General features: G+C 41.7%; 13 protein-coding genes. 9 read left to right on the forward strand and 4 right to left on the reverse strand.

Translation table 11 applies throughout. The annotated features are described in order from the left end of the window. The first annotated feature begins 451 nt into the window (after nt 1-451). The 5 genes from ggt (at nt 452) to Q7J63_RS13460 (ending at nt 6216) form a co-directional block, all read left to right on the forward strand. Entirely contained in the window at nt 452-2149 is a 1698-nt protein-coding gene (ggt, locus tag Q7J63_RS13440; protein WP_304886849.1) for a gamma-glutamyltransferase, read from the forward strand. A gap of 361 nt (nt 2150-2510) precedes the next feature. Further along, nucleotides 2511-4061: an amidase gene (locus Q7J63_RS13445; RefSeq protein ID WP_304886851.1), complete on the forward strand. Its 1551-nt coding sequence runs from the start codon at nt 2511-2513 to the stop codon at nt 4059-4061. Nucleotides 4062-4255: 194 nt separating this feature from the next. Next, nucleotides 4256-4780: a nuclear transport factor 2 family protein gene (locus tag Q7J63_RS13450; protein ID WP_304886852.1), complete on the forward strand. Its 525-nt coding sequence runs from the start codon at nt 4256-4258 to the stop codon at nt 4778-4780. Nucleotides 4781-4884: 104 nt separating this feature from the next. Beyond that, complete coding sequence (locus Q7J63_RS13455; protein WP_304886854.1) at nt 4885-5211, forward strand: RidA family protein; 327 nt, start codon at nt 4885-4887, stop codon at nt 5209-5211. Nucleotides 5212-5283: 72 nt separating this feature from the next. Then, complete coding sequence (locus tag Q7J63_RS13460) at nt 5284-6216, forward strand: NAD-dependent epimerase/dehydratase family protein (protein WP_304886856.1); 933 nt, start codon at nt 5284-5286, stop codon at nt 6214-6216. 327 nt (nt 6217-6543) lie between these two features. On the opposite strand, the gene Q7J63_RS13465 is transcribed toward Q7J63_RS13460, so the two are convergent. From Q7J63_RS13465 to Q7J63_RS13475, 3 genes are all read right to left on the reverse strand, one after another. Further along, nucleotides 6544-7596, reverse strand: coding sequence for a formylglycine-generating enzyme family protein (locus Q7J63_RS13465; protein ID WP_304886857.1), 1053 nt, complete (start codon nt 7594-7596; stop codon nt 6544-6546). A 347-nt stretch (nt 7597-7943) separates the two neighbouring features. Next, nucleotides 7944-8825 (reverse strand): bestrophin family protein, encoded by an 882-nt coding sequence (locus Q7J63_RS13470; RefSeq protein WP_026333723.1) that lies wholly within the window; start codon nt 8823-8825, stop codon nt 7944-7946. Between the two features lie 657 nt (nt 8826-9482). Next, on the reverse strand, nt 9483-10406 hold the full coding sequence (locus Q7J63_RS13475) for a LysR family transcriptional regulator (protein WP_304886858.1): 924 nt from the start codon (nt 10404-10406) through the stop codon (nt 9483-9485). 94 nt (nt 10407-10500) lie between these two features. Here Q7J63_RS13475 and Q7J63_RS13480 point away from each other — a divergent pair, with 94 nt between their 5' ends. From Q7J63_RS13480 to Q7J63_RS13490, 3 genes are all read left to right on the forward strand, one after another. Further along, the gene (locus Q7J63_RS13480) at nt 10501-11937 is read left to right on the forward strand and encodes an NADP-dependent isocitrate dehydrogenase (RefSeq protein WP_304886859.1); all 1437 of its coding nucleotides are present in this window, start codon (nt 10501-10503) and stop codon (nt 11935-11937) included. 539 nt (nt 11938-12476) lie between these two features. Next, a complete protein-coding gene (locus Q7J63_RS13485) occupies nt 12477-12947 on the forward strand; it encodes a hypothetical protein (RefSeq protein ID WP_304886860.1) in 471 nt (156 codons plus the stop codon). Between the two features lie 25 nt (nt 12948-12972). Beyond that, complete coding sequence (locus Q7J63_RS13490; RefSeq protein ID WP_304886862.1) at nt 12973-13935, forward strand: sodium-dependent bicarbonate transport family permease; 963 nt, start codon at nt 12973-12975, stop codon at nt 13933-13935. A gap of 592 nt (nt 13936-14527) precedes the next feature. Here Q7J63_RS13490 and Q7J63_RS13495 read toward each other — a convergent pair. Beyond that, nucleotides 14528-15778, reverse strand: coding sequence for a serine hydrolase (locus tag Q7J63_RS13495; RefSeq protein ID WP_236613242.1), 1251 nt, complete (start codon nt 15776-15778; stop codon nt 14528-14530). Between the two features lie 637 nt (nt 15779-16415). On the opposite strand from Q7J63_RS13495, the gene Q7J63_RS13500 reads away from it, so the two are divergent. Continuing rightward, nucleotides 16416-21305, forward strand: coding sequence for a PAS domain-containing protein (locus Q7J63_RS13500; protein WP_304886864.1), 4890 nt, complete (start codon nt 16416-16418; stop codon nt 21303-21305). Nucleotides 21306-21436 lie beyond the last annotated feature (131 nt).

Here is a 21436-nt window from a genome sequence, read left to right on the forward strand (position 1 = left end):
AATACCTGATTGAGACAATTGCGATGAACGCATAGCTTTGTTGAGAAATTCACTCCCCGATCAAAAAGTGTTAACCAAGGAATAGGAAGACGGCTTCAATGCTATTATAGAATTACGTAGTTTTAAGCCGAATTCTAAGCCATCGAAAAAGTAACGTAAAGCAGCTAACTTGATTAAGTTAGATGGAAATATGCAGCAGGTTTCCAAATGAGATCGAAACTGCAAGAAGATCAGACTAATGGGAGACTAATTCCTGACACCAATGGAGTGAAGTCAAAAATGATCATCAACTAACTAAAAATCAGTTAATTATACTATTGAACTGAGTTCGGAATGCATAAAACGGGTTTAAGGTCATATCCAAATCATATTCACCTTGGTATTATGGAGAACATGCTTTGAGCAAGGAGGCAAATGAAATGGAAGCCATTACATTATTTAAAAAAACAAAATGAAGAAATCTAAATCCCTAATAATTTTATTCATAGGTGTTGTCTCGCACTTCCTCTTTCACTCCCCCCTCGAGGCCCAAACCTACGGCAAAAACGGCATGGTGGTCTCGGACAACGTCCTGGCCTCTGAAGTGGGGATTGACATTTTGAAAAAAGGCGGGAATGCCATCGATGCGAGTATTGCGACTGCATTTGCCTTGGCTGTGACACACCCCGAGGCAGGAAATATCGGAGGGGGCGGGTTTATTGTTTTGATGAAATCGGATGGGAAGGTCACTACTTTTGATTTTAGGGAAAAAGCACCTTTGGGCGCAACTCCTGACTTGTTTCAGGATGTCTATGGAAACCTGATCGTGGGTTCCAACCATGAAACCATCAAAGCGGTTGGGGTACCCGGAACTGTTGCCGGATTGTATCTTGCGCATCAAGAGTACGGGAGTTTGCCATGGGCCGAATTGGTCCAACCGGCAGTTGCCCTTGCAGAGAATGGATTTCCGATGACTTGGGGTTTGTACCAGGTGGCCTTGAGGATGTCCGAATTGGATGATTCATTTGAGTTTATGAAAAACTACTTTCGGAACGGGGAAGGCGCTGTTGTGCAACCCGGAGAAATCTGGAAGCAGCCTGCATTGGGCAAAACGCTTTCTCTAATCCGTGACAAAGGTCAGGATGGTTTCTACAAAGGAGAAGTTGCGGAGGAAATCGAAGCCTACATGAAAGCCAATGGAGGAATCATCACCAAGGAAGACCTCGAGAAATATACCGCCATAAAACGCGAACCCTTAAAAAGCAGGTACAAGAACTTTGACATTTACACCATGCCTCCACCAAGTTCAGGCGGTGTGGCCTTGATTGAAATGATGAACCTGATGGAATTGGCCGACCTCAAAAAGATTGAATTCAATTCCACGGCGTATGTGCATTTGGTAGCGGAAGCGATGAGAAGGGCTTTTGCTGACCGGGCCGAACATTTGGGAGACCCCGATTTCAACCCTGACATCCCTGTTGACAAACTTATCTCTAAAGAATTTGCCAAAATGCGATTTGACAATATCGACTTGTCCAAAGCATCTTTGAGCGATTCATCCCTGTATGGACAACTCTATGACGGCAGCAGCACAACGCATTTTTCGGTCGTGGACAAGGACGGGAATGCAGTCTCCATGACCTACACGCTGGAGCACTCTTATGGGGTAAAAATGGGTTCCTCCAAACTGGGTTTTATCTTCAACAATGAAATGGGGGATTTTAATCCTGTCGCAGGCCTTACCAACAGGGAAGGACTCATTGGCTCCAATCCAAACCTGATTGCACCTGAGAAAAGAATGTTATCCAGTATGACACCCACCATCGTGGCAAAAGACGATAAACCCTACCTCATCATCGGAAGCCCGGGAGGAAGGACGATTATCAATACCGTTTTTCAAACCGTGCTGAATGTATTGGAATTCGACATGAGAATCGACAAAGCCATCGAGGCCATGAAGATCCACCACCAATGGCTGCCTGACGAAATCAGGTATGAAAGACACCTCCTGTCCCCGGATACCCGGGAAGCCCTTGAAAAAATGGGACATCAACTAAGGGCCGTAAACAATTTGGGCGTTTTGATGGGCATCACCTACGATCCAAGGCTGAAGGTGTATGTGGGGGCGGCTGATTCAGCCAGTAAGGATGGCGCAGCCGTTGGGTATTGATTGACGTCATTCCCTGCTCCTAAAACCAATACCTAAGTTTTGGCCCCCAGTTCCTATTCTTCGAAAAGGTGAAATTAAAACAACCAACGTACCCTTGACGAAACCCATTCAAACCATGAAAGTCATCAAGCCTAGGGTTCCTTGAAATGGAATGAAATCTGAATAGATATTGGAGTGGAAAACGTAAAAGCCTGACTGCCGCTTGGAGGATAAACCTGAATTTGAACAGTATCTGGTTGGCGACTTGGGAAGGGCTTTTCTTTCCAGCATCCACTTTAGCAAAAGGACGCATCAATTGGATGGTTTACAAAGCAAAATCGACTTGTTTTTCCAGGATTAGTTTTAAATTCAAATGTATTAAATGAATCTATTCGTTTCAGCTATGAATTTCACCAAAAAAATTGCCATTTGGCTTTTGACCCTGAGCCCCTTCTTTGGATGCGAATCTCCAAAAAAGGAATCCATCAACCTTTCAGAACTCACGATCTCAGATATCCATAAAGCGTATCAAAGTGGGAAATTCAACAGTCAGGAATTGGTACAGGCATATTTGGATAGGATAGAGAACATGGACTCGGCAATCAATTCCATCAGCATGATCAATCCCGAAGCATTGCAAATTGCGAAAGCATTGGATGAAGAGTTTCAACAGACAAAAACGCTTCGTCCACTACACGGTATTCCCCTTATCGTTAAGGATAATATCAATACAAAAGGTTTACCTACTACTGCAGGGTCCTTGGCTTTGCAGGATTTTTATCCGGAGGAAGATGCCTTTATCATCCAAAAACTGGTAGCCGCCGGAGCGATTGTCATCGCCAAATCCAATATGGCCGAATGGGCTTTCAGTCCCATGCATTCGGAAAGCTCCACCGTCGGAATCACCAGAAACCCCTATAATCTGGATCATGTTCCGGCCGGTTCAAGCGGAGGGACAGGGGCCTCCATTGCTTCCAATTTCGGGACAATTGGCTTGGGCACCGATACCGGAAACTCTATCCGGGGCCCCTCTTCACACAATGCCTTGGTGGGTTTCCGGACCACTTTGGGATTGGTCAGCAGAGAAGGAATCGTACCGCTTTATCTCAGAAATGACGTAGTAGGCCCTATGTGCAGGACGGTGGAAGATGCAGTGAAAATGCTAGAAGTCATGACCGGCTTCGACCCCAAGGACCCCATAACCCGATACGCTGAAGGGAAAATCCCTTCCAATTACACCCAATATTTGGACAAAGAAGGTTTGAAGGGTGCCAGAATTGGGGTATTGAAAAACCTGGTTGACGATCATCCTGACAGTGAGATCTATGCCCTATTTGAAAAATCCTTATCCGATATGGAAAAACTGGGGGCTGAAATCATTGAAAATGTAGTAATAACCGATTTTGAACAGCTCAGTCAGGATCAGTGGTGTCCGACATTTCGCGTGGACCTGGAAGATTTTCTCAAAACCTACGTAAAGAGGGATACGATCAAAACATTGGAAGATATTATGCGCATCGGAACGCATTCAGCCTACACCAAAGGTAGGATGGAGCGCCTTTCCACCAATACACTCCGTCGGGAAAATCCCGCTCTCCCTTGTGGAGATGCCTATACAGACCTCAGAAGAATTGCATTCCGGGAAGCCATTGAAAAGAAAATGGAGGAACTGCAACTGGATGCTTTGGTCTATCCGACCTGGAATAACAAACCTGCCAGGATCGATTTCTTTGAAGAAGAGTACAAAGGGGACAACAGCCAGATTGTCTCTCCCCATACCGGTCAGCCGGCCTTCACCATTCCCATGGGATTTACATCCGGAAATCTTCCTGCAGGCTTACAGTTTTTGGGAAGGATGTATGATGAGCCGGTTTTGATCAAGCTCACCTACGCCTACGAGCAGGGAACCAAGCACCGGAAATCCCCGAAATAAAACAAACCGAAAAAAGCAGCTGGATTTCTATTGTTAGAAATCCCAAATCTTTGTGCGCTCTTCGGAAATTTTTCCCCGTCATTGGGACAGTAAATCAGTGCATCTGTCCATGTTCCTTTTTATTTTTTATTGATTTTCAGGTAATTAGGGAGGATTTAAAAAAATTCCTTCACACTATTTTAAACTAATCTGCGATGAAAAATTTAAAAAAAACTTTGGCCTTGGCTTTGGTCTTCATGCTGACACCTTTCATTTCCAACGCACAGGAAATGGCAGTGACCTTGGAATTTCAAAATGCCGAAACAGCACTGGAGGTCGTAAAGAAATATACCAAGGCCCTTCAGTCAGGTGATGTGGCTACTATGGATGCTCAACTTGCTGCAAATGCAATGGTCTATGGTTTGGGAGGAGGCTTAGACTCTTTGACAAAGGCCCAGCATACAGCCTATTACACCAATAGTACCAATAAATTTAAACACAGCCTTTCGGGAGAGCTTTTTCTTCCTGTCAAAGTCACCAACAATTGGAACGAAGGGGAATGGGTTTTGTCCTGGGGTACCAATACCATTACTGACAAGACAACTGGAAAAGTGATAACAGTTCCCTATCATACTGCAGGGAGGATAATGGACGGTAAGATTGCATTTTTGAGGTATTGGTATGATATGTTGAATGTTTTGGAAAGTCAAGGGTATGAAATCAAGGCACCTTCTAAGTGACCCCAACAATCCAAAACGCAATGACCTCAGCCATGGATTTAGAAAAGCCCGAATACTTTCATCTCAGACCTGAGGTAGAAAAAGCCTAAGGATACAGCCATGCCGTGAAGATTGGAAACAATATCAAAGTCTCCGGTGCGGTCAGCATGGATGATGAAGGCGCTCCCATGGCTGTTGGTGATTTTCTACAGCAGATGAAAAATTGTTATTCCGATCTGGAAAAAGTGTTAAAGTACTATGGATGTGCTTTTGACGATGTGGTAGTGGAGAATGTCTTTACCACAGACATGCCGGCATTTTTAGAACATACTGCATACCGAAACACCATCTATCCCCAGCAGTTTCCAACCGGATCCTGGCTCGGGGTCAAAGGTTTGGCCTTGCCGGAATTTCTGATTGAGATCGAATTGGAAGCGCAATGTAATGCATGAATAGAGCCTTCAATGGAATTTTTAAAGGCAAGCCTAAACCTTGCGGATTTTTAAAACCCTAAACAATCAAAAATGAAAACAGTAGGAATCATCGGAGGTTCAGGCTTTATTGGAAGCCACAACACCAAGAAATTTTTGAAAGAAGGATATCATGTAAAAGTGTCCACCACCGATATTTCCAAGGTCGAGAAATACATACATTTAAAGCATTTGCCAAACGCGGAAAACCTAGAACTTGTCGCTTTGAATGTTGAAAACAAATCAGAACTCGAAGGATTTTTGACTGGGTGTGAAATCGTCATTCATGGCGGCACACCCTTTCAGCTTGCGGTGAAGGATCCCAAAACTGAATTGTTTGATCCGACCGTGAAGGGTACCGAAAACTTTCTGGATGCCACTCAGAAAACTCCCGGAATCAAGAAAGTGGTCATTATAGCATCAGTTGCAGCTTTCAATACCGATTTCCCTCTTCCGGCAGGAAATAAAAACCCCGATGAAACCTTCGATGAATCAGACCTCCCCTTCTATGGCGAAGAAAGCCATCCCTATGGACAGGCAAAATTCCTTGCCCAACGCACCGTGGAACAGTTTATCGCATCGCATCCCCATCTGGATTTTGAAATAGTAACGGTATCTCCTGTATTGGTTACCGGCAAGTCATTGTCCAAAAGGGAAGATTCGACCTCCACGGGCATTCAATTCCTATTCAAAAATAAGATTGCCCCTGATCCATTCTTTCAGGGATTTTATGACAATGATATCGAGTTTGCGATGGTGGATGTGGAAGATATTGCAGAGGGGATTTTTCAGGCGGCAAGCAAAACAGGCTTGCATGGAAAAAATTACCTGCTGACAAGTGAAACCTATCCGGTCTCTGATATCACCCGGATGCTCAATCATGAGGAACCCGGAAATCAACCAAAAACAGTCTATGCAAATACATTGGCCATAAATGACCTGGGAATCAAATTCAAAACCGTTATGGAATCTTTGGGAGAATACTAAAACAATGACTGCTTACAATTTATTTACCCGTGTTCTGCATTAGGTTTCCTAATAGGACTGCAATTACAAAAAAAAGCCTATTTGGAGAATAAGCAGAAGCGCCGAAATAGTGGAGTCAAAAACAGTATGCACGCAACTGATTCTTAAGCAATTTCAGACCGGAATAGAATTGATAATGCAGAACAAGGGTTCAACCTTCAGCAAGTTTTGGAAGACGACGCTTCCTTTTATTGAGAGCAGTTTGAGGCATTTTTTAATAGCCATCCTTGAATCCCTATCTGCCCAGGAAAAATTCCAATGCCTGGTTTCTCGGTTTATTGATTGCCATCACTCCGCATCCATTACACAGCGGAATCCAACATTGGAGGTTCCAGAATAGACATCCTGGCCCCTTCTGGCGCTTGGTCTGTAATTGATACAATAGTCATCTGCACAGAGAAATGATCCTCCTTTGATGACTTTTTCGATGGCATATGGATTTTCAGGATTGAAACATTTGGAGATGGCCGTATCCAAGGCCGGAGCGATGTTATTGGCACGCATAAAAGCGATGGCATCATACCAATTCGACGTAAGCTCCCAGACATTTCCAATCATGTCATACAGGCCAAAATTATTCGGGGCAAAAGAGCGGACCGGTGCAGTACCCTGAAAACCATCCAATTCCACATTCTCATGGGGAAAATCCCCCTGAAAAGTATTGGCTTTAAATAGTCCCTGTGGTTTCAATTCATTCCCCCATGGAAATCGGGTATTCTTCCCTCCCTTTGCTGCATACTCCCATTCTTCCTCCGTGGGCAGGCGCTTCCCAGACCATTTGGCAAAGGCCTGCGCATCTTCAAAAGCAATATGAACTACGGGATGGTTTTCCCTTCCATTTAAGTCAGAACCCAAACCTTCAGGATGCTTCCAATTCGCTCCCAATACCCACTGCCACCATTGGCTGATGTCGTCTAAGCGCACTGCTTTCTCAGGTCCAACAAAGACCAATGAACCTGGGACCATCAGGGATGCATCCGGTTTAGGGGTTCCGGGTGGAAGGGTTTGTTTCATCTCCTCCCAATCCGGGATTTTTTCGGCAACAGTTATATATCCAGTTTCTTCTACAAATTCGGCAAATTGCTTGTTGGTCACTTCTGTTTCATCCATCCAGAAATCATTGACCCTCTTGATCACAGCTGGCCTTTCACTCGGATAGGAGTTTTGGTCATTGGTCCCCATGGTAAAATCCCCACCAGTGATCCACACCATTCCCGCAATGGACTTTTCAGGTGCTTGGGAAAGGTTGGCCACCAATGGATCCTGTTGGTTTTTTCGCTGACAAGAACACAGCACAATCCATAAATATAAAAAACAAAGGCTACTCGACAGGTACTTCATGAAAAGACATTTTTGGAGAAAGGCATATCATTAATTTCTGATAAAGTTACCGATTCTGAATCATTTTCTAAGGGTCAAAACGCTCAAATCACAAGTCAATTCAAGCCAAAACAGGCAGTAGATTTCTAAAAAGGGCGCTAAACCCGAAATATGCAATAGGTTTCCAAATGGGATTGAAACGGAAAGAAAATCAGACTATTGGGAGAATAATTCCAGACTCCAATAGGGTGAAGTCAAAAATAGTCAACACCTTGCGTTGATGCAGATGTGGGATGGAAGAGGCCAAATTCCCAAAATTGTCTTCCATGGTCGTTATCTGGCTGCTCCTTTTCAAACCCGATCCGTCATTAGGTCAATATATCCTTGACATTCCTTTTTATGTTGTCCGCTATTTTTTCCATAGGAAGATCATTGATGTCTGTGCCAAAAGGGTCCTCGATCTCTTCTGCGATCAACTCCAAGCTCGCCAACACATAAAAAATAAACGCGGTGACTGGAATGGTGAAATAACCCAAGGAGAGCGCCAAACCAAAAGGAAGGGTAACAGCATAGATAAAAATGAATTTTTTGATAAAAGCACTGTAACTGAAGGGGATTGGCGTGTTTTTGATCCGTTCGCAGGCACCGCAGATTTCTGTAAAGGACCGCATTTCATCATTGAGCACAATGAGTTGGTCTCCTGAGATAATCTTGTTCTTGTACAAATCATTGATCTTGAAAATCATGCTTTCGGCCACCTTGTTGGGTACGTGGGGATTGTTGTCAAAATCAGGGAGCTCCGGATGTGGTTTTTCATCCAACTGTAATTTGGTGCTTTCCTTTTGAAGGTGCTTGTGGAGTGCCGAGGCATAAAGCGGAATGACTTGCCTGAAAAATGTCCTTGATCCTTGGTCCTCTGCCGGTAAAAAAACCTTGAGTTTTATCGCCAGGTTTCTGCTGTTGTTTACCAAGCTTCCCCAAAGCTTTCGCCCCTCCCACCAGCGATCATAGGCCGTATTGGTCCTGAAGACCAACAACATCGATATGGCAAAACCCAGAAGTGAGTGCATGATGGTGATGTCCTTGGCATAACTGTTTTCGGAAAGCTTGAGGTAATAAACCTCCAAATACACGATCCCCCAAGAGTACAAAGAAATAAAAATCAAGGTGGGGGCCAAAGTCATAATGGTTTCTGACTTTGTGATTCTGAAGATGGCTAAAATCCAATCCTTTGGGTTGTAATAAAACATGGAGGCAATCAAGAATGAACAATTCTGCGAATATAGAGTAAAAACAGACTGGAAATTAAGGCCCATGAAAAAACACTTTTTCCGCCATGGATTTCATAAATGACAAATACAATCTCTATTTCCTACAAATGGAAAAGCCAAAGTTCAATCCAAAACTCTTGTTCTGTGGATTTTCGATCGGACAAGCAGCATCATAATTCACAATTTTTTAGAAAAAAACCCAACTCCTCATGCCTCGAAAAAGACGGAATATAACGCTATTCAGAAATTATGAGAGTTGCGGTAATTGGCTTTGAAAGCGCCTACCCTGTCAACCAATCCCAAGGGGTATTTGATCTTCTCTGCCTGAACCAGTTTCCTCTTTGGAAGGATACTGCCCCAGATCCTCCCAAAATAGAAATGATAATTTGGAATTTTCCATAGGTTGGAATTCCCAAATCAACCTATTGGCTCCCTTGCCAAAATCCAGGCCCTAAACCCAGAATATGCATTCCGTTTCCAAATAGAATCGAAACTTCCAGAAAATCAGACTATTGGGAACCAAATTCTTGACACCAATAGGGTAAGGTAAAAAATAGTCTCTACCCAATTCATTATCGGTAAATTACAAACTTCAATTGCGTCCGTAATGCATAAACCGGTTAAAGAGCCAAGCCGCTAATACTGTTCATACCAGCTGAATTTATCCTGAACGATTTGAGTTTTCTCTCTCCTTAAATAATCCAAAAATGAAGACGAAACAGGAGAATGCTTCTTGCCTTTCAGCCAGATCAGGCTCCAAGTAGTGACAATCGGAAGACCTTTTATGGGGATTATTTGAAGTTCATGGTTGTGAAGTTCATTCTTGATGCCTATCAGCGGCATAATGGAATATCCCAACCCTGCCATTAAAGCTTGCTTGACGGCTTCATTGGAAGTCAGCTCCATTTTTTTCAAGACCGATATGGAATTATTTTGAAAAAAACTCTCCATAGTTTGTCTGGTTCCCGAGCCTTTTTCCCTAAAGATCAAGGGCAGGTCTTTAAAAATTTCTTTTGTTCCAATCCCCTTCTTGGCTTTGATGGCTGTACTTCCCACCAAGTACAATTTATTTTGAAGCAGATCAAGTTTCTCGATGTTCAGCGTGGCTGGCAAAATGGAAACGAGCGCAAAATCAACCTCATTGTTTTCCAAACTTTCCAAGACTTTGTTCTTGTTCGTGACATCCATCAACAAGGCTATCCCAGAATGCTCCTGGATAAAATCAGTAAGAAAATAAGGCATTACGTATTTCCCGGTTGACACCACGGAGATCTTTAACCTTCCCGTCAATTGCCCTTTATAGGCCAATGTTTTATAATTGATGGCATAGACTTGGTTGATGATATTTTCTGCCGCTTCGGAAATTTCCCTTCCGAAATCGGTGATGTAAATTTTTCTGCCTACCAACTCTGTAAGTGGGATATCAAACTGCTCTTGAAATTTTTTAAGCTGAATGGATACAGCCGGTTGTGTGAGATGCAACTCTTCCGATGCCTTGGTAACGCTTTGCGTTTGGACAATTTTCAAGAATACTTGTAGTTGATGAAGGGTATAATTCATAAGTTATGTTTATGTATTTCATTACAAATATAAATAAAATATTATGCTTTTGAATGTTCAAATTTGCGGTGTCAAAAAACAAACTCGATCTAACATGACCAAGATAACAGTAGCAAAAGGCGATGGAATAGGGCCAGAAATCATGGACGCAACACTTGAGATTATTTTAGCGGCTGGTGCCGAAATTGAAACAGAAGAAATAGAAGTGGGCGAAAAAGTTTATTTGGCCGGAAATACTTCAGGAATTGCACCTGAATCATGGGAAGTAATCCAGCGCAATAAAATATTTTTGAAAGCCCCTATTACCACCCCGCAGGGTGGTGGTTACAAAAGTTTGAATGTCACTACCCGTAAATTTTTGGGCTTGTATTCCAATGTTAGACCCTGTATGAGTTTGCATCCCTTTGTAAACACAAAACATCCTGTAATGGATATTGTCATCGTGAGGGAAAATGAAGAGGATTTATATGCTGGGATTGAACACCAGCAAACGGATGAGGTTGTCCAATGCTTGAAATTGATCAGTCGTCCTGGTTGTGAAAAAATCGTTCGGTATGCTTTTGAATATGCCAAGCAACAAAATCGCAAGAAAGTAACCTGCTTTACAAAGGACAATATCATGAAACAGACAGATGGTTTGTTTCATCAAGTGTTCAATGAAATTGCCAAGGAATACCCGGAAATCAAGAACGAGCATTGGATTGTGGATATTGGTGCAGCCAAAGTGGCTGGATCTCCGGAAGAATTTGATGTGCTTGTCATGCCCAATTTGTATGGAGATATCATTTCAGATATAGCCGCCGAGATTACCGGCTCTGTGGGTCTTGGAGGATCTGCAAACATTGGCGAAGAATGTGCGATGTTTGAGGCCATCCATGGGACTGCTCCTGATATCGGGGGTAAGAATATTGCAAATCCTTCCGGCTTGTTACAGGGCGCGATCATGATGCTGAACCATATTGGTCAGACCAAAGTCGCAGAGAAAATCCAAAATGCATGGCTTGCCACACTGGAACAAGGCACACACACTTCAGATATCTATACAGCGGGAAAAAGTAAAACAAAGGTAGGAACAAGGGAATTTGCAAAAGCGGTAATCGCCAATCTTGGAAACAAACCTACCATTTTTAAACCCGTCACCTATTCCAACAATTCCGCACTCATTCTTCCAAAATACAAACGCAAACCCTCTGCTGAAAAGAAATTAATGGGTGTGGATATATTCGTGCACTGGAATGGATATGACCCAAATGAATTGGCCGAAAATCTTAATAAGATAATCCCCAGTGGACTTGAATTGTCAATGATTACAAATAGAGGCATAAAAGTGTGGCCGCAGGGTTTTAAAGAAACTTTTTGTACGGACCACTGGAGATGTCGCTTCAAGCCGAAAGACAATCAGGAAATAAACAAAGAAATTATCATCGCGCTCTTGACCAATGCGCTGAAGGAAAACATCGACACGATTAAAACCGAAAACCTTTATTCTTTCAATGGTAAGGTAGCCTTCTCGCTAGGACAGGGACAATAAATAGCAGATTTAAATTTGACTTTGGTGCTATTATTAAAATAGCCCCAAAGTCAAATTTAAAAATTCACAAACCCTTTAAAAAATCATTATAAAGAATAATTTATTGAATTTATATCCATGAATTAAATAATTATATGATTAAATAATCAAATTAAAATATTACAAATCGCACCCATTGTTTATCTCAATTTCAATTTATACTACAATTGTTTTTACACGAAAATCGCGAATCAAGATGTCTTAAAATATGTAAAAAAACAAAATATTATTTATATAATAAAACTGCTTTTACGCAAAAAACACCCAATGTATAAAGCAATTAATTTCTTGTGAAAAATATTTATAATTTAGAAAAAATTTCGGAAAATGCATGTATTTGGACCGTATCACCTGGTTTCCCAAATTAGATTGCCTCTCCTAAAAGACTCCAACCAAAGGACAAGAAAAACATCAGCCCTAAAAAATATTCTCTGAAAAAAAATTGTCATCTGAGATGATCGCCAAGAAAAAACAATACAGATTATCAAAACAAAAAAATCATGGCCAATCAATTATTCATAATTTGCCCTTTTTCGGGTATGGAATCATATTTGCAAAATAAATATGGGAAAAATATTTTCTTCATCACCTATTCTGGGGCTATTGTACAGCAGCAGGATTTCGACTATATGTTAGAGGTAAAAAATTTGATATATAGAGAAAAAATCAAAAGGATTTATATAGTGAATGACACTTCATGTAGATTTATAAATGGGATTATCAAGAGAAATAAAACAATAGGTTTTCCTTCCCAAAAAGTAATTGAGGAATTGTATGTGGAGTATTATTTTTCAGATTTCAAAGACCAATCCTTATTCAACCAACAACAGAAATTAGCGGAGTTTAATATCAAAAATCAGGTGGATGAAATCATGAATTCAACCTTGTTTAAAGATTATATTCAGGAGTTTTCCATAGAAATAAAGGGACTCATCACCTCGAAAGAGAAGAGATTATTTAAGGAAATATAAAATAACAAGCGCAAAAACAAAATTCATGAATTACAACTTACTGATCGAAAACCTAACCAACCCTGCATTACTTTTTTTTGTGCTTGGTGTCATCGCCGTATATTTAAAAAGCGATTTAGAAATACCAGCAAATTCCTCGAAATTTATTTCACTGTATCTCCTTTTTGCCATCGGTTTTAAAGGTGGTCAAGAATTGTCCCATGAAGAATTTACCTTAGAAATTGGCTGGTCCATTTTGTTTGGGATTTTCATTTCTTTGCTTATCCCCTTGTACACTTTCTTTATTTTGAGAAAAAAATTGAGTGTCTTCGATGCAGGGGCTATCGCTGCGGCTTATGGCTCGGTGAGTGCCGTTACTTTTGTAACTGCTGTTTCCTATCTTGAAGCGCAGCATTTGACGCTCAACGGGCACATGGTGGCCATCATGGCATTGATGGAGTCCCCGGCAATAATCATGGGATTGGTGCTTATCTCGGTTTTCAATAAAGATGAAAACGAGAAAATTAAAAAGCGAACGGCTATCCGACACTCTTTTACAAATGGCAGTGTATTACTGATATTGGGAAGTTTAATCATTGGCTTCATGGCCAATGCTGAGCAGGCGGAGGGAATCAAACCATTCACCAATGATTTATTTAAGGGTTTTTTGGCTATTTTCTTGTTGGATATGGGCATTACGAGTGGGAGAAAGCTTAAAGCATTCTTTTCCTTTGGGTCATTTCCACTTATTTTCGCAATCTTGGTTCCATTGATCAATGGAGGCATCATTGCAATTTTAAGTTCTTTTGTCACCGAAGACATCAGCAATCGATTTATGTTTGCCGTTTTGGCTGCCAGTGCCTCTTACATTGCGGTTCCCGCCGCCCTAAAAATATCTGTTCCCAAAGCAAATCCGGGGCTTTTCTTACCAATGGCCCTTGCCATTACCTTCCCGGTAAATATTACGATTGGAATGCCTCTCTATTTATTGATTGTTCAAAACACCTGATTGGTTGAATCCGAAATATGCATTTGGCTTTCTTAGGATATGGAAACCAAAAGAAAATCAGACAACTGGGAGACCAATTCCTGATACCGCCCTGGTGAAGTCAATAAAAAAAAATCAACTGACTAATTATCAGATAAATATAGTATTGAATGGCATTCGAAATGCATAAAACGGGTTGAAAAAATACTGGTTCAGGTAGTGTTACTTTTAAAAACAATTCCCGCAAATCTTTTATGAAAAAAAAAATCCATAAATCACCAACTATTAATTCCGACCCTAGGCTTTTAGCCCCTGATATGCAATCCCAATTCAACTCCAGCTTAAAATGGCTTGACGATCTTCAGTAGTTTGCTGTTTATGAATTCACCATATCAGTACTACTCCCTATTCTCAAAATGGTCTTCGTTTTTTGCTGTTTCAAGTCCAATAGGAGAAGGGATGCATCTATCGGATTTTAGCCCGTTTTGTGTCGGGTTTTAACAACTAGGAGAAGGACTACTACACTCAAAGTATTGGCAATAAAGAATGAAGAAAATTTGGTTCTGGTCTGGGAGGGAAAGACTCCGCTCCCATTCCTCGGGAATAAGAAAGGTCAACTTTTATTCAAAACATCTATTTCCCCTTCTTTGCCATTCTTGTTTTCAGCTGTGTCCGTTGGGGGAAGGATGGGATAGAGAAAATCCTGAAGGTCACTCAAGAATTTCAAGCTGCCATTGGCCACATTGCTCAGGATAATGATGGTGCTGTGGTCTTTTGGATTGCGCAGGAGGTAGGTGTTGTAGCCATGCCACAAGCCTCCGTGGTACCATACAGGGTCACCATTTTTTAGCGTTTTTATCCGCCATCCAAATCCATAATCTTCCTTCCCCTTCTTTTCGCTCTGATCGAAACCGGTCAAGGCCTCCTCCAAAATATTCCACTTCACCAGTTTATTGGAATACAAGGCTTGGTCCCATTTGTACAAATCCTCAACAGTGGAGTACATTCCCTTGTCACCAAGTACAAAATCAAGGTAATCCGGCGATCTTTTTCGTTTGTTGCGGGTGTGGCCGATGGCAACATTTTCTGAGGGAAGGTCTTCCCTGAAGGTAAATGTGTTGGTCATTTCCAATGGTCCAAATATATTCTCCTCAAGAAAAGTGGCAAATGGTCTCCCCGAAGCCCTTTCCACGATCGAGGCAAGGAGTAAATACCCTGTATTGCTGTACTCGTATTTCAAGTTGGGCTGAAAGTAGGCTGCCGGCTGATGTTGGGCAAAAAGGTTGATGACGTCCTCGTTGGTGATGGGAATGGTCCTGTCGGGCCAGAATTTATCACTGAAATAGGTGTAATTGGATAGACCGGACCTGTGGGTGAGCAATTGCCGGATCGTAATGCCTGGGTAAGGAAAATTGGGGATGAATTGCTGGATATCATCATCGTATTCCAGTTTTCCCCGCTCTTTCAGCATCATGATGGCCATGGCTGTAAATTGTTTGGAAACAGAGGCCAGTTGGAAGGCTGTTTCCATTTTGAGGGGTTGCTTTCTCGCAAGGTCTTTATAGCCAAAAGCCCCCTTGAAGATGACTTCATCGTACTTTGTGAAAAGCACAGTCCCGTTAAATCCCTTTTTTTGATGCAAAAAGTTGAAGATGGAATCAAGCTGGTTTCCCAAAGCCTGCGCACTTTCCGGGGTAAAAGAAGCAGGTATGCTTATCTTCTGCCGATCGGCCTCTTCCGCCGCCAAAACTTGGAGCAGGGAATCCTGATAGGCTATGGACGCATCATTCTGGCTATCTGAAGGGTTGGTCTGGCAAGCATAAAAGGAAAGGAGGCAAACAGAAATAAGGAGGAATCTCGACAAGGGTAATTTTAAAGAAAGCAAGTGCATGTGTGAATTTAGGGTAAGCTATATTTTTTGCGAAAATAAGGGATCCTATTGGTTTTTTTGGGTGAATTCAAAAAAAAATCGGATATCCTTACCTCTACTTATTCCACAATAAACGGACCCAAGCCTATTGTAGTATCACCCTTCTCGACAAAGTTTTTGAAATACAGGTGCACAAAAAAAGGAAAAGATAATGCGCCAGAAAACAATAATCAGGAGACCATCATCGGGAGACCAAATTTCACTGTATTGATTTTTTTGACTGCGCCAAGCCATTTTTGTGGTACCCAAAATTTAAGAGTCGCCCCTCCTGCATTTATGGTGGAATTCCAGATTTTGACCAAGCGACAAAATGCAAAAACTGGACTGAAAACATCCCTTCCTTGAAGTGGACAATGGGCCTACCCCAGGAACTAATCTGCCTGAAAATCAAAGAGACCTAATAAACACGGTAAAAAAACCCACAAAGACCTAAAATCCCGCACTCCAAAATATTCTTTTTTTAATTGAGCCAAAAAATAAATTAATTGGGTTGAAATTGTATTTTTAAAAATTATTTTTTGGATTTTAGACAAAATTCAAAAAATTTTGAATTCGATTTTGAGTTGTGACAATGGAAAGAAAAATAGGCTTACCGGAAATACCTAGTAATGAAACAGAAAGGCTCAATGCACTTGCCTCCTATCACATTTTGGATAGCTTCGAGGAGGTGGATTTTGATTTTTTGACGAAGATGGCCTCAGAGATTTGTGAAACCGAAATTTCTCTGGTCAGTTTTGTGGATTCAGAACGGCAATGGTTCAAATCGACTCATGGACTGAGCCAAAAACAAACCAGCAGGGATGTTTCATTTTGTGCCCATGCAATCCATCAGCCTGATGCCCTTTTTGAAATTCCCAATGCCAAGCTGGACCAAAGGTTCAAAGAAAACCCTTTGGTGACGGGATTTCCCAATTTGACATTCTACGCAGGTTACCCTTTGGTCACTCCTGATGGTTTTGCTATCGGAACCTTGTGTGTACTCGACCAAAACTCAATGTCGCTTACCGAGAGTCAAAAAAACAACCTGAAAGCCTTGGCCAACCAAGTGATGGCGCTGCTGGAACTCCGGAAAAAAAATCTGGAATTGGAAGCTGGCAAGGAAAAATTAAATGCCCAGATCCAGAATACTCCAGGAACGACCTACAGCAGTCTTTACGATGAGGATTTCACCTTCACGTTCGTCAGTGAGGGCATCAGTACGCTCACCGGCTATCCACCCTCTGACTTTATAAAAAGCAATATCCGGAATTTTGAAAGTATCATTTCACCACCAGACAGGGAAAAAGTACGGCGCCAAATCACCGACGCCATCAAACAAAATATGCCTTGGGAGCTGGAATACAGGATAATAGACAGTCATGGAGAAATCAAGTGGGTCTTTGAAAAAGGACGCTTCTCCAAAGGTGAAAGCCCGAATGAAGGGGTTTTGAATGGCCTCATCATTGATATCACCAATAAAAAAAGTGAAGAAACGCTTTTCAAGTATATCTTTGAAAATTCACAGGGATTGGTTTGTGTCCACGACCAAGAGGGAACGATCACCAAAATCAACCCTGCAGCCACCGTTTCCTTGGGATATGACCTGAATACGGTTTTGGGTAAAAAGCTCCAGGATTTTATCAATCCCCATGACCTGCCCTTCATGGACAGTTACTTTTCAGAGATCTACGAAAAAGGAACGCACAAGGGAGTGCTGAGGATCATTGCCAAAGACGGCAGCAACAGGTATTGGGCTTATCAAAATAGCCTGGCTGACTTTGGCGGACAGACCCAGATGGTTATTGCCAACTGTGTGGACATCACAGAAAAAACAAAGACGGAACAATCGCTAAAAATCACGGAAGAACGGCTTGGCCTGATCGTCAAAACCATCGGCGATGCATTTTACCTCTACAATTGCCTGACGGAAAAATACGAGTATTTCAGCCCCAACAGTCAAAAAGTAATCGGAGTGGATCTCAAATTTTTTGAGGAAAGCAAAGATTTTACAGACCATTTTGTCCATAATGACGACAAGGAGCTTTGCAAAAATGCCCATCGGAATATTAGGTTAGGGATTGCCTTTGACCTTGAATACCGGGTGGTCATGGGTGGTGAAACCAGATGGCTAAAAGAAAAGGCCTCACCCATTATGGACAGGGAGAAAATCATCAAAAAAATCACCGGTAGATTTACCGACATTACCGATAGAAAACAAACCCAGATTGAACTTGAAAAAACCAAGGAAACCCTTGAACAAGCAGGTCAAATAGCCAAGTTAGGGGCTTGGGAGATGGATCTTTTGACTGAAAACCTTCATTGGTCCCTCATGACAAAGACCATCCATGAAGTTCCAGAAACCTTTATTCCAGATTTTGAAAAGGGAATCAACTTTTACAAGAAAGGCCTTAGTAGGCTTTTGATTTCACAAGCCTTTAAAAAATGTAAGGAGCATGGGGAAAGCTTTGATTTGGAAACCCAGATCATCACCTCAAAAAGAAAGGAAAAATGGGTCAGGGTTTTAGGCAAATCTGAATTTAGGGATGGGCAGTGTATCCGCGTTTATGGGACATTCCAGGACATTGATGAAGTCCACAGAAAATCAATTGCTTTTTTGGAAACCACCCAAAAACTTGAAGGGATCTTATATGGAATTGAAGATGTGATTTGGGCAGTAAAATTACCCTCTTATGAAATGCTTTATGTCACTCCTTCAGCCGAAAGACTCTTTGGTATCTCTGTCGACGAATGGATGAATGACAGTTCATGGTGGGAAAAATCAATACATCCCGAAGACAAATCTGTAATCGCACAAATCTACTCGGATCTTGAAACAAAAGAGTCCTACGAAGCGGAATACAGGATAATAACGAAAAATGGAAACATCAAATGGGTGAAAAATACCGGAAAAACCATTTTTGATAAAAATGGAACGCCTGTAAGACTGGATGGAAAAACATCGGATATCACCCAGGAAAAGAACGCTGAAGAGACCCTAAAAAAACAAACCGACCTTCAAAAAATCCTGATCGATATGGCTGCCCACTATATCAACATCGATTTATCACAAATTGACACTGGAGTAAATGACTCCCTTCAAAAGCTGGCAACCTTTGTCGAAGCCGACAGGGTTTATGTTTTTGATTATGATTGGGAAAGTCGAACTTGTAAAAACACCTACGAATGGTGTGCAGCGGGTATCGCTCCCGAAATAGAAAACTTGCAGGAAATCCCCTTGGAAAACATGGGGGATTGGGTGAACAGCCATATTAACAATGAATTCACTTTCATACCGGACGTTGAGGCACTTCCCGAAAATGATAGCGTCAGGCAGATTTTGGAACCTCAGAATATCAAGAGCCTCATTACCATCCCCATCATGGACAAGACGGCATGTCTTGGATTCGTGGGTTTTGATTTTGTCTTAAAGAAAAAATTGAATTTTGAGGTCGAAAAATCATTGTTGATGGTTTTTGCCCAGATTCTCGCCAATCTTAAGCTGAAGTCTCAACTCGAAAAAAACCTGATTCAGGAAAAGGAAAACGCAGATACCGCCAACAAGTCCAAATCGGAATTTCTTGCCAACATGAGCCACGAAATCCGGACTCCGCTCAATGGGGTGATTGGCTTCACGGATTTATTGCTCAAAACCCCACTTTCACCTGTCCAAAAACAATATGCCGACAATGCAAATACCTCCGGTAAAGCACTCTTGAATATCATCAATGATGTGCTGGACCTATCAAAAATCGAAGCCGGTAAATTAGAACTCGAAATTGTCCATACGGACATTTATGATCTGGTCTCACAGAGTGCGGACATCATCAAATACCATTCTGCTCAAAAAGGCTTGGAATTGCTATTGAACATTTCCCCCACAATGCCAAAATTTGGAGAAGTGGATCCTTTCAGGTTGAAGCAAATCCTCATCAATCTGTTGAGCAATGCCGTCAAGTTCACCTCTGATGGTGAGGTGGAAATCAAAGTCGATTTCCAGAAGATTGATGCATTCCACGGAAGCTTCGGCTTTTCGGTTAGGGATACTGGGATCGGTATTTCAGATTCCCAAAAACGAAGATTGTTCAAGGCCTTTTCCCAAGCGGACAGCTCCACGACAAGACGATTTGGAGGGACGGGCTTAGGCCTAACCATTTCCAAACTACTGGCCGAAAAAATGGGGAGCCAGATAGAAATAGAAAGCGAGACAGGTGTGGGATCTACATTTAGTTTTTCGATCATCACCAAATTCAAAGAGGAAGAGCCTAGATCAAATCAGGAGAAAATCCCTATTAAAAAGGTCTTGGTCATCGATGACAATGACAAAAACCGACTTATCCTCGAGCATAATTTTGCCTATTGGGGGATTGAATACGTGGGTTGCGACAATGGTTTGTCTGCACTGAAACTATTGGAAAAGTCCCATGATTTCGATTTGGCCATCGTGGATTACCACATGCCTTTTATGGATGGTTTGACTACGATTAGATTGATCCGCGAAAAATTAAAATTGACCCCTGAATTGTTCCCTGTCTTTTTGCTCCACAGCTCCATCGATGATCTCAAAATCAAGGAGGAATGTAAGAATCTAGGCGTTCGGTGCAATCTCACAAAACCCGTCAAAGCGGATGAATTGTTTAAATTCATCACCAACATCAATAAAGAACTGCCCTCAAGCGTAGTATTCCACTATCCAGAATCGGAAAACAAAAGCATCAATGATGGGGAATTGACCGTCTTGATCGCGGAAGACATCAGCATGAACATGCTCCTGATCCAAACGTTGGTCACCAACCATCTCCCCAATGTGAAAATAATCCCATGTAAAAACGGAAGACTTGCAGTGGAGGCCTTCACACAAAACCAAGTTGACCTTATTTTTATGGATGTGCAGATGCCTGTACTCGATGGCCTATCTGCAACCCGGGAGATAAGGGAATTTGAGCATGAAAAAGGCTACCATACCCCAATCATTGCCTTGACCGCGGGTGCCTTGAAAGAGGAACAGACCAAATGCTTTGATGCAGGTGTGGATGATTTCCTATCCAAACCGATTGAACCTGAAGCTTTGGTGTTGGTACTGGAAAAGTACTTAGGGAAAAATATAAAGGAAATCGAACATAAAGTTATGAAAGTAGTCTTTGAAGTAGAAAAAAGTTTTCGCAAGCAAGACCTGTTGGATCTTATAGACCACAATTTACCTCTTTACAAGCAACTCTTGGAAGCATCCCTGGAATTTGAAATCCAAATAGAAAGCTTGCGCCAAAACATAAAACATCAAAACAGAAGTGGAATCAAAGCAGACAGCCATGGCATAAAAGGGTCATCACAATCCATTTCCTTTCTGGAACTGTACAAATGGTCAAGAATCATCGAGGAAAAAGCCGATGGAGACATCGGTGAGTTGGAAGAGTATTTTGAAAACATCGCTGCTGAATGGATCCACCTCAAAAAGGTGATCGAAAAAGAATTGTCAGAGTTATAATGCCTTCTTTAAGAACTGATCTTAAATAAACATGAAATTATATATCCAATCAACTTTCAATTTACTACAAGCATTAATTCCGAAAAAAATTAATTTAAATGCTTATTTTACACCGTAAAAAAATGCGCATC

The organism is Rhodonellum sp. (genome assembly GCF_030656585.1).
GTDB lineage: Bacteria > Bacteroidota > Bacteroidia > Cytophagales > Cyclobacteriaceae > Rhodonellum > Rhodonellum psychrophilum.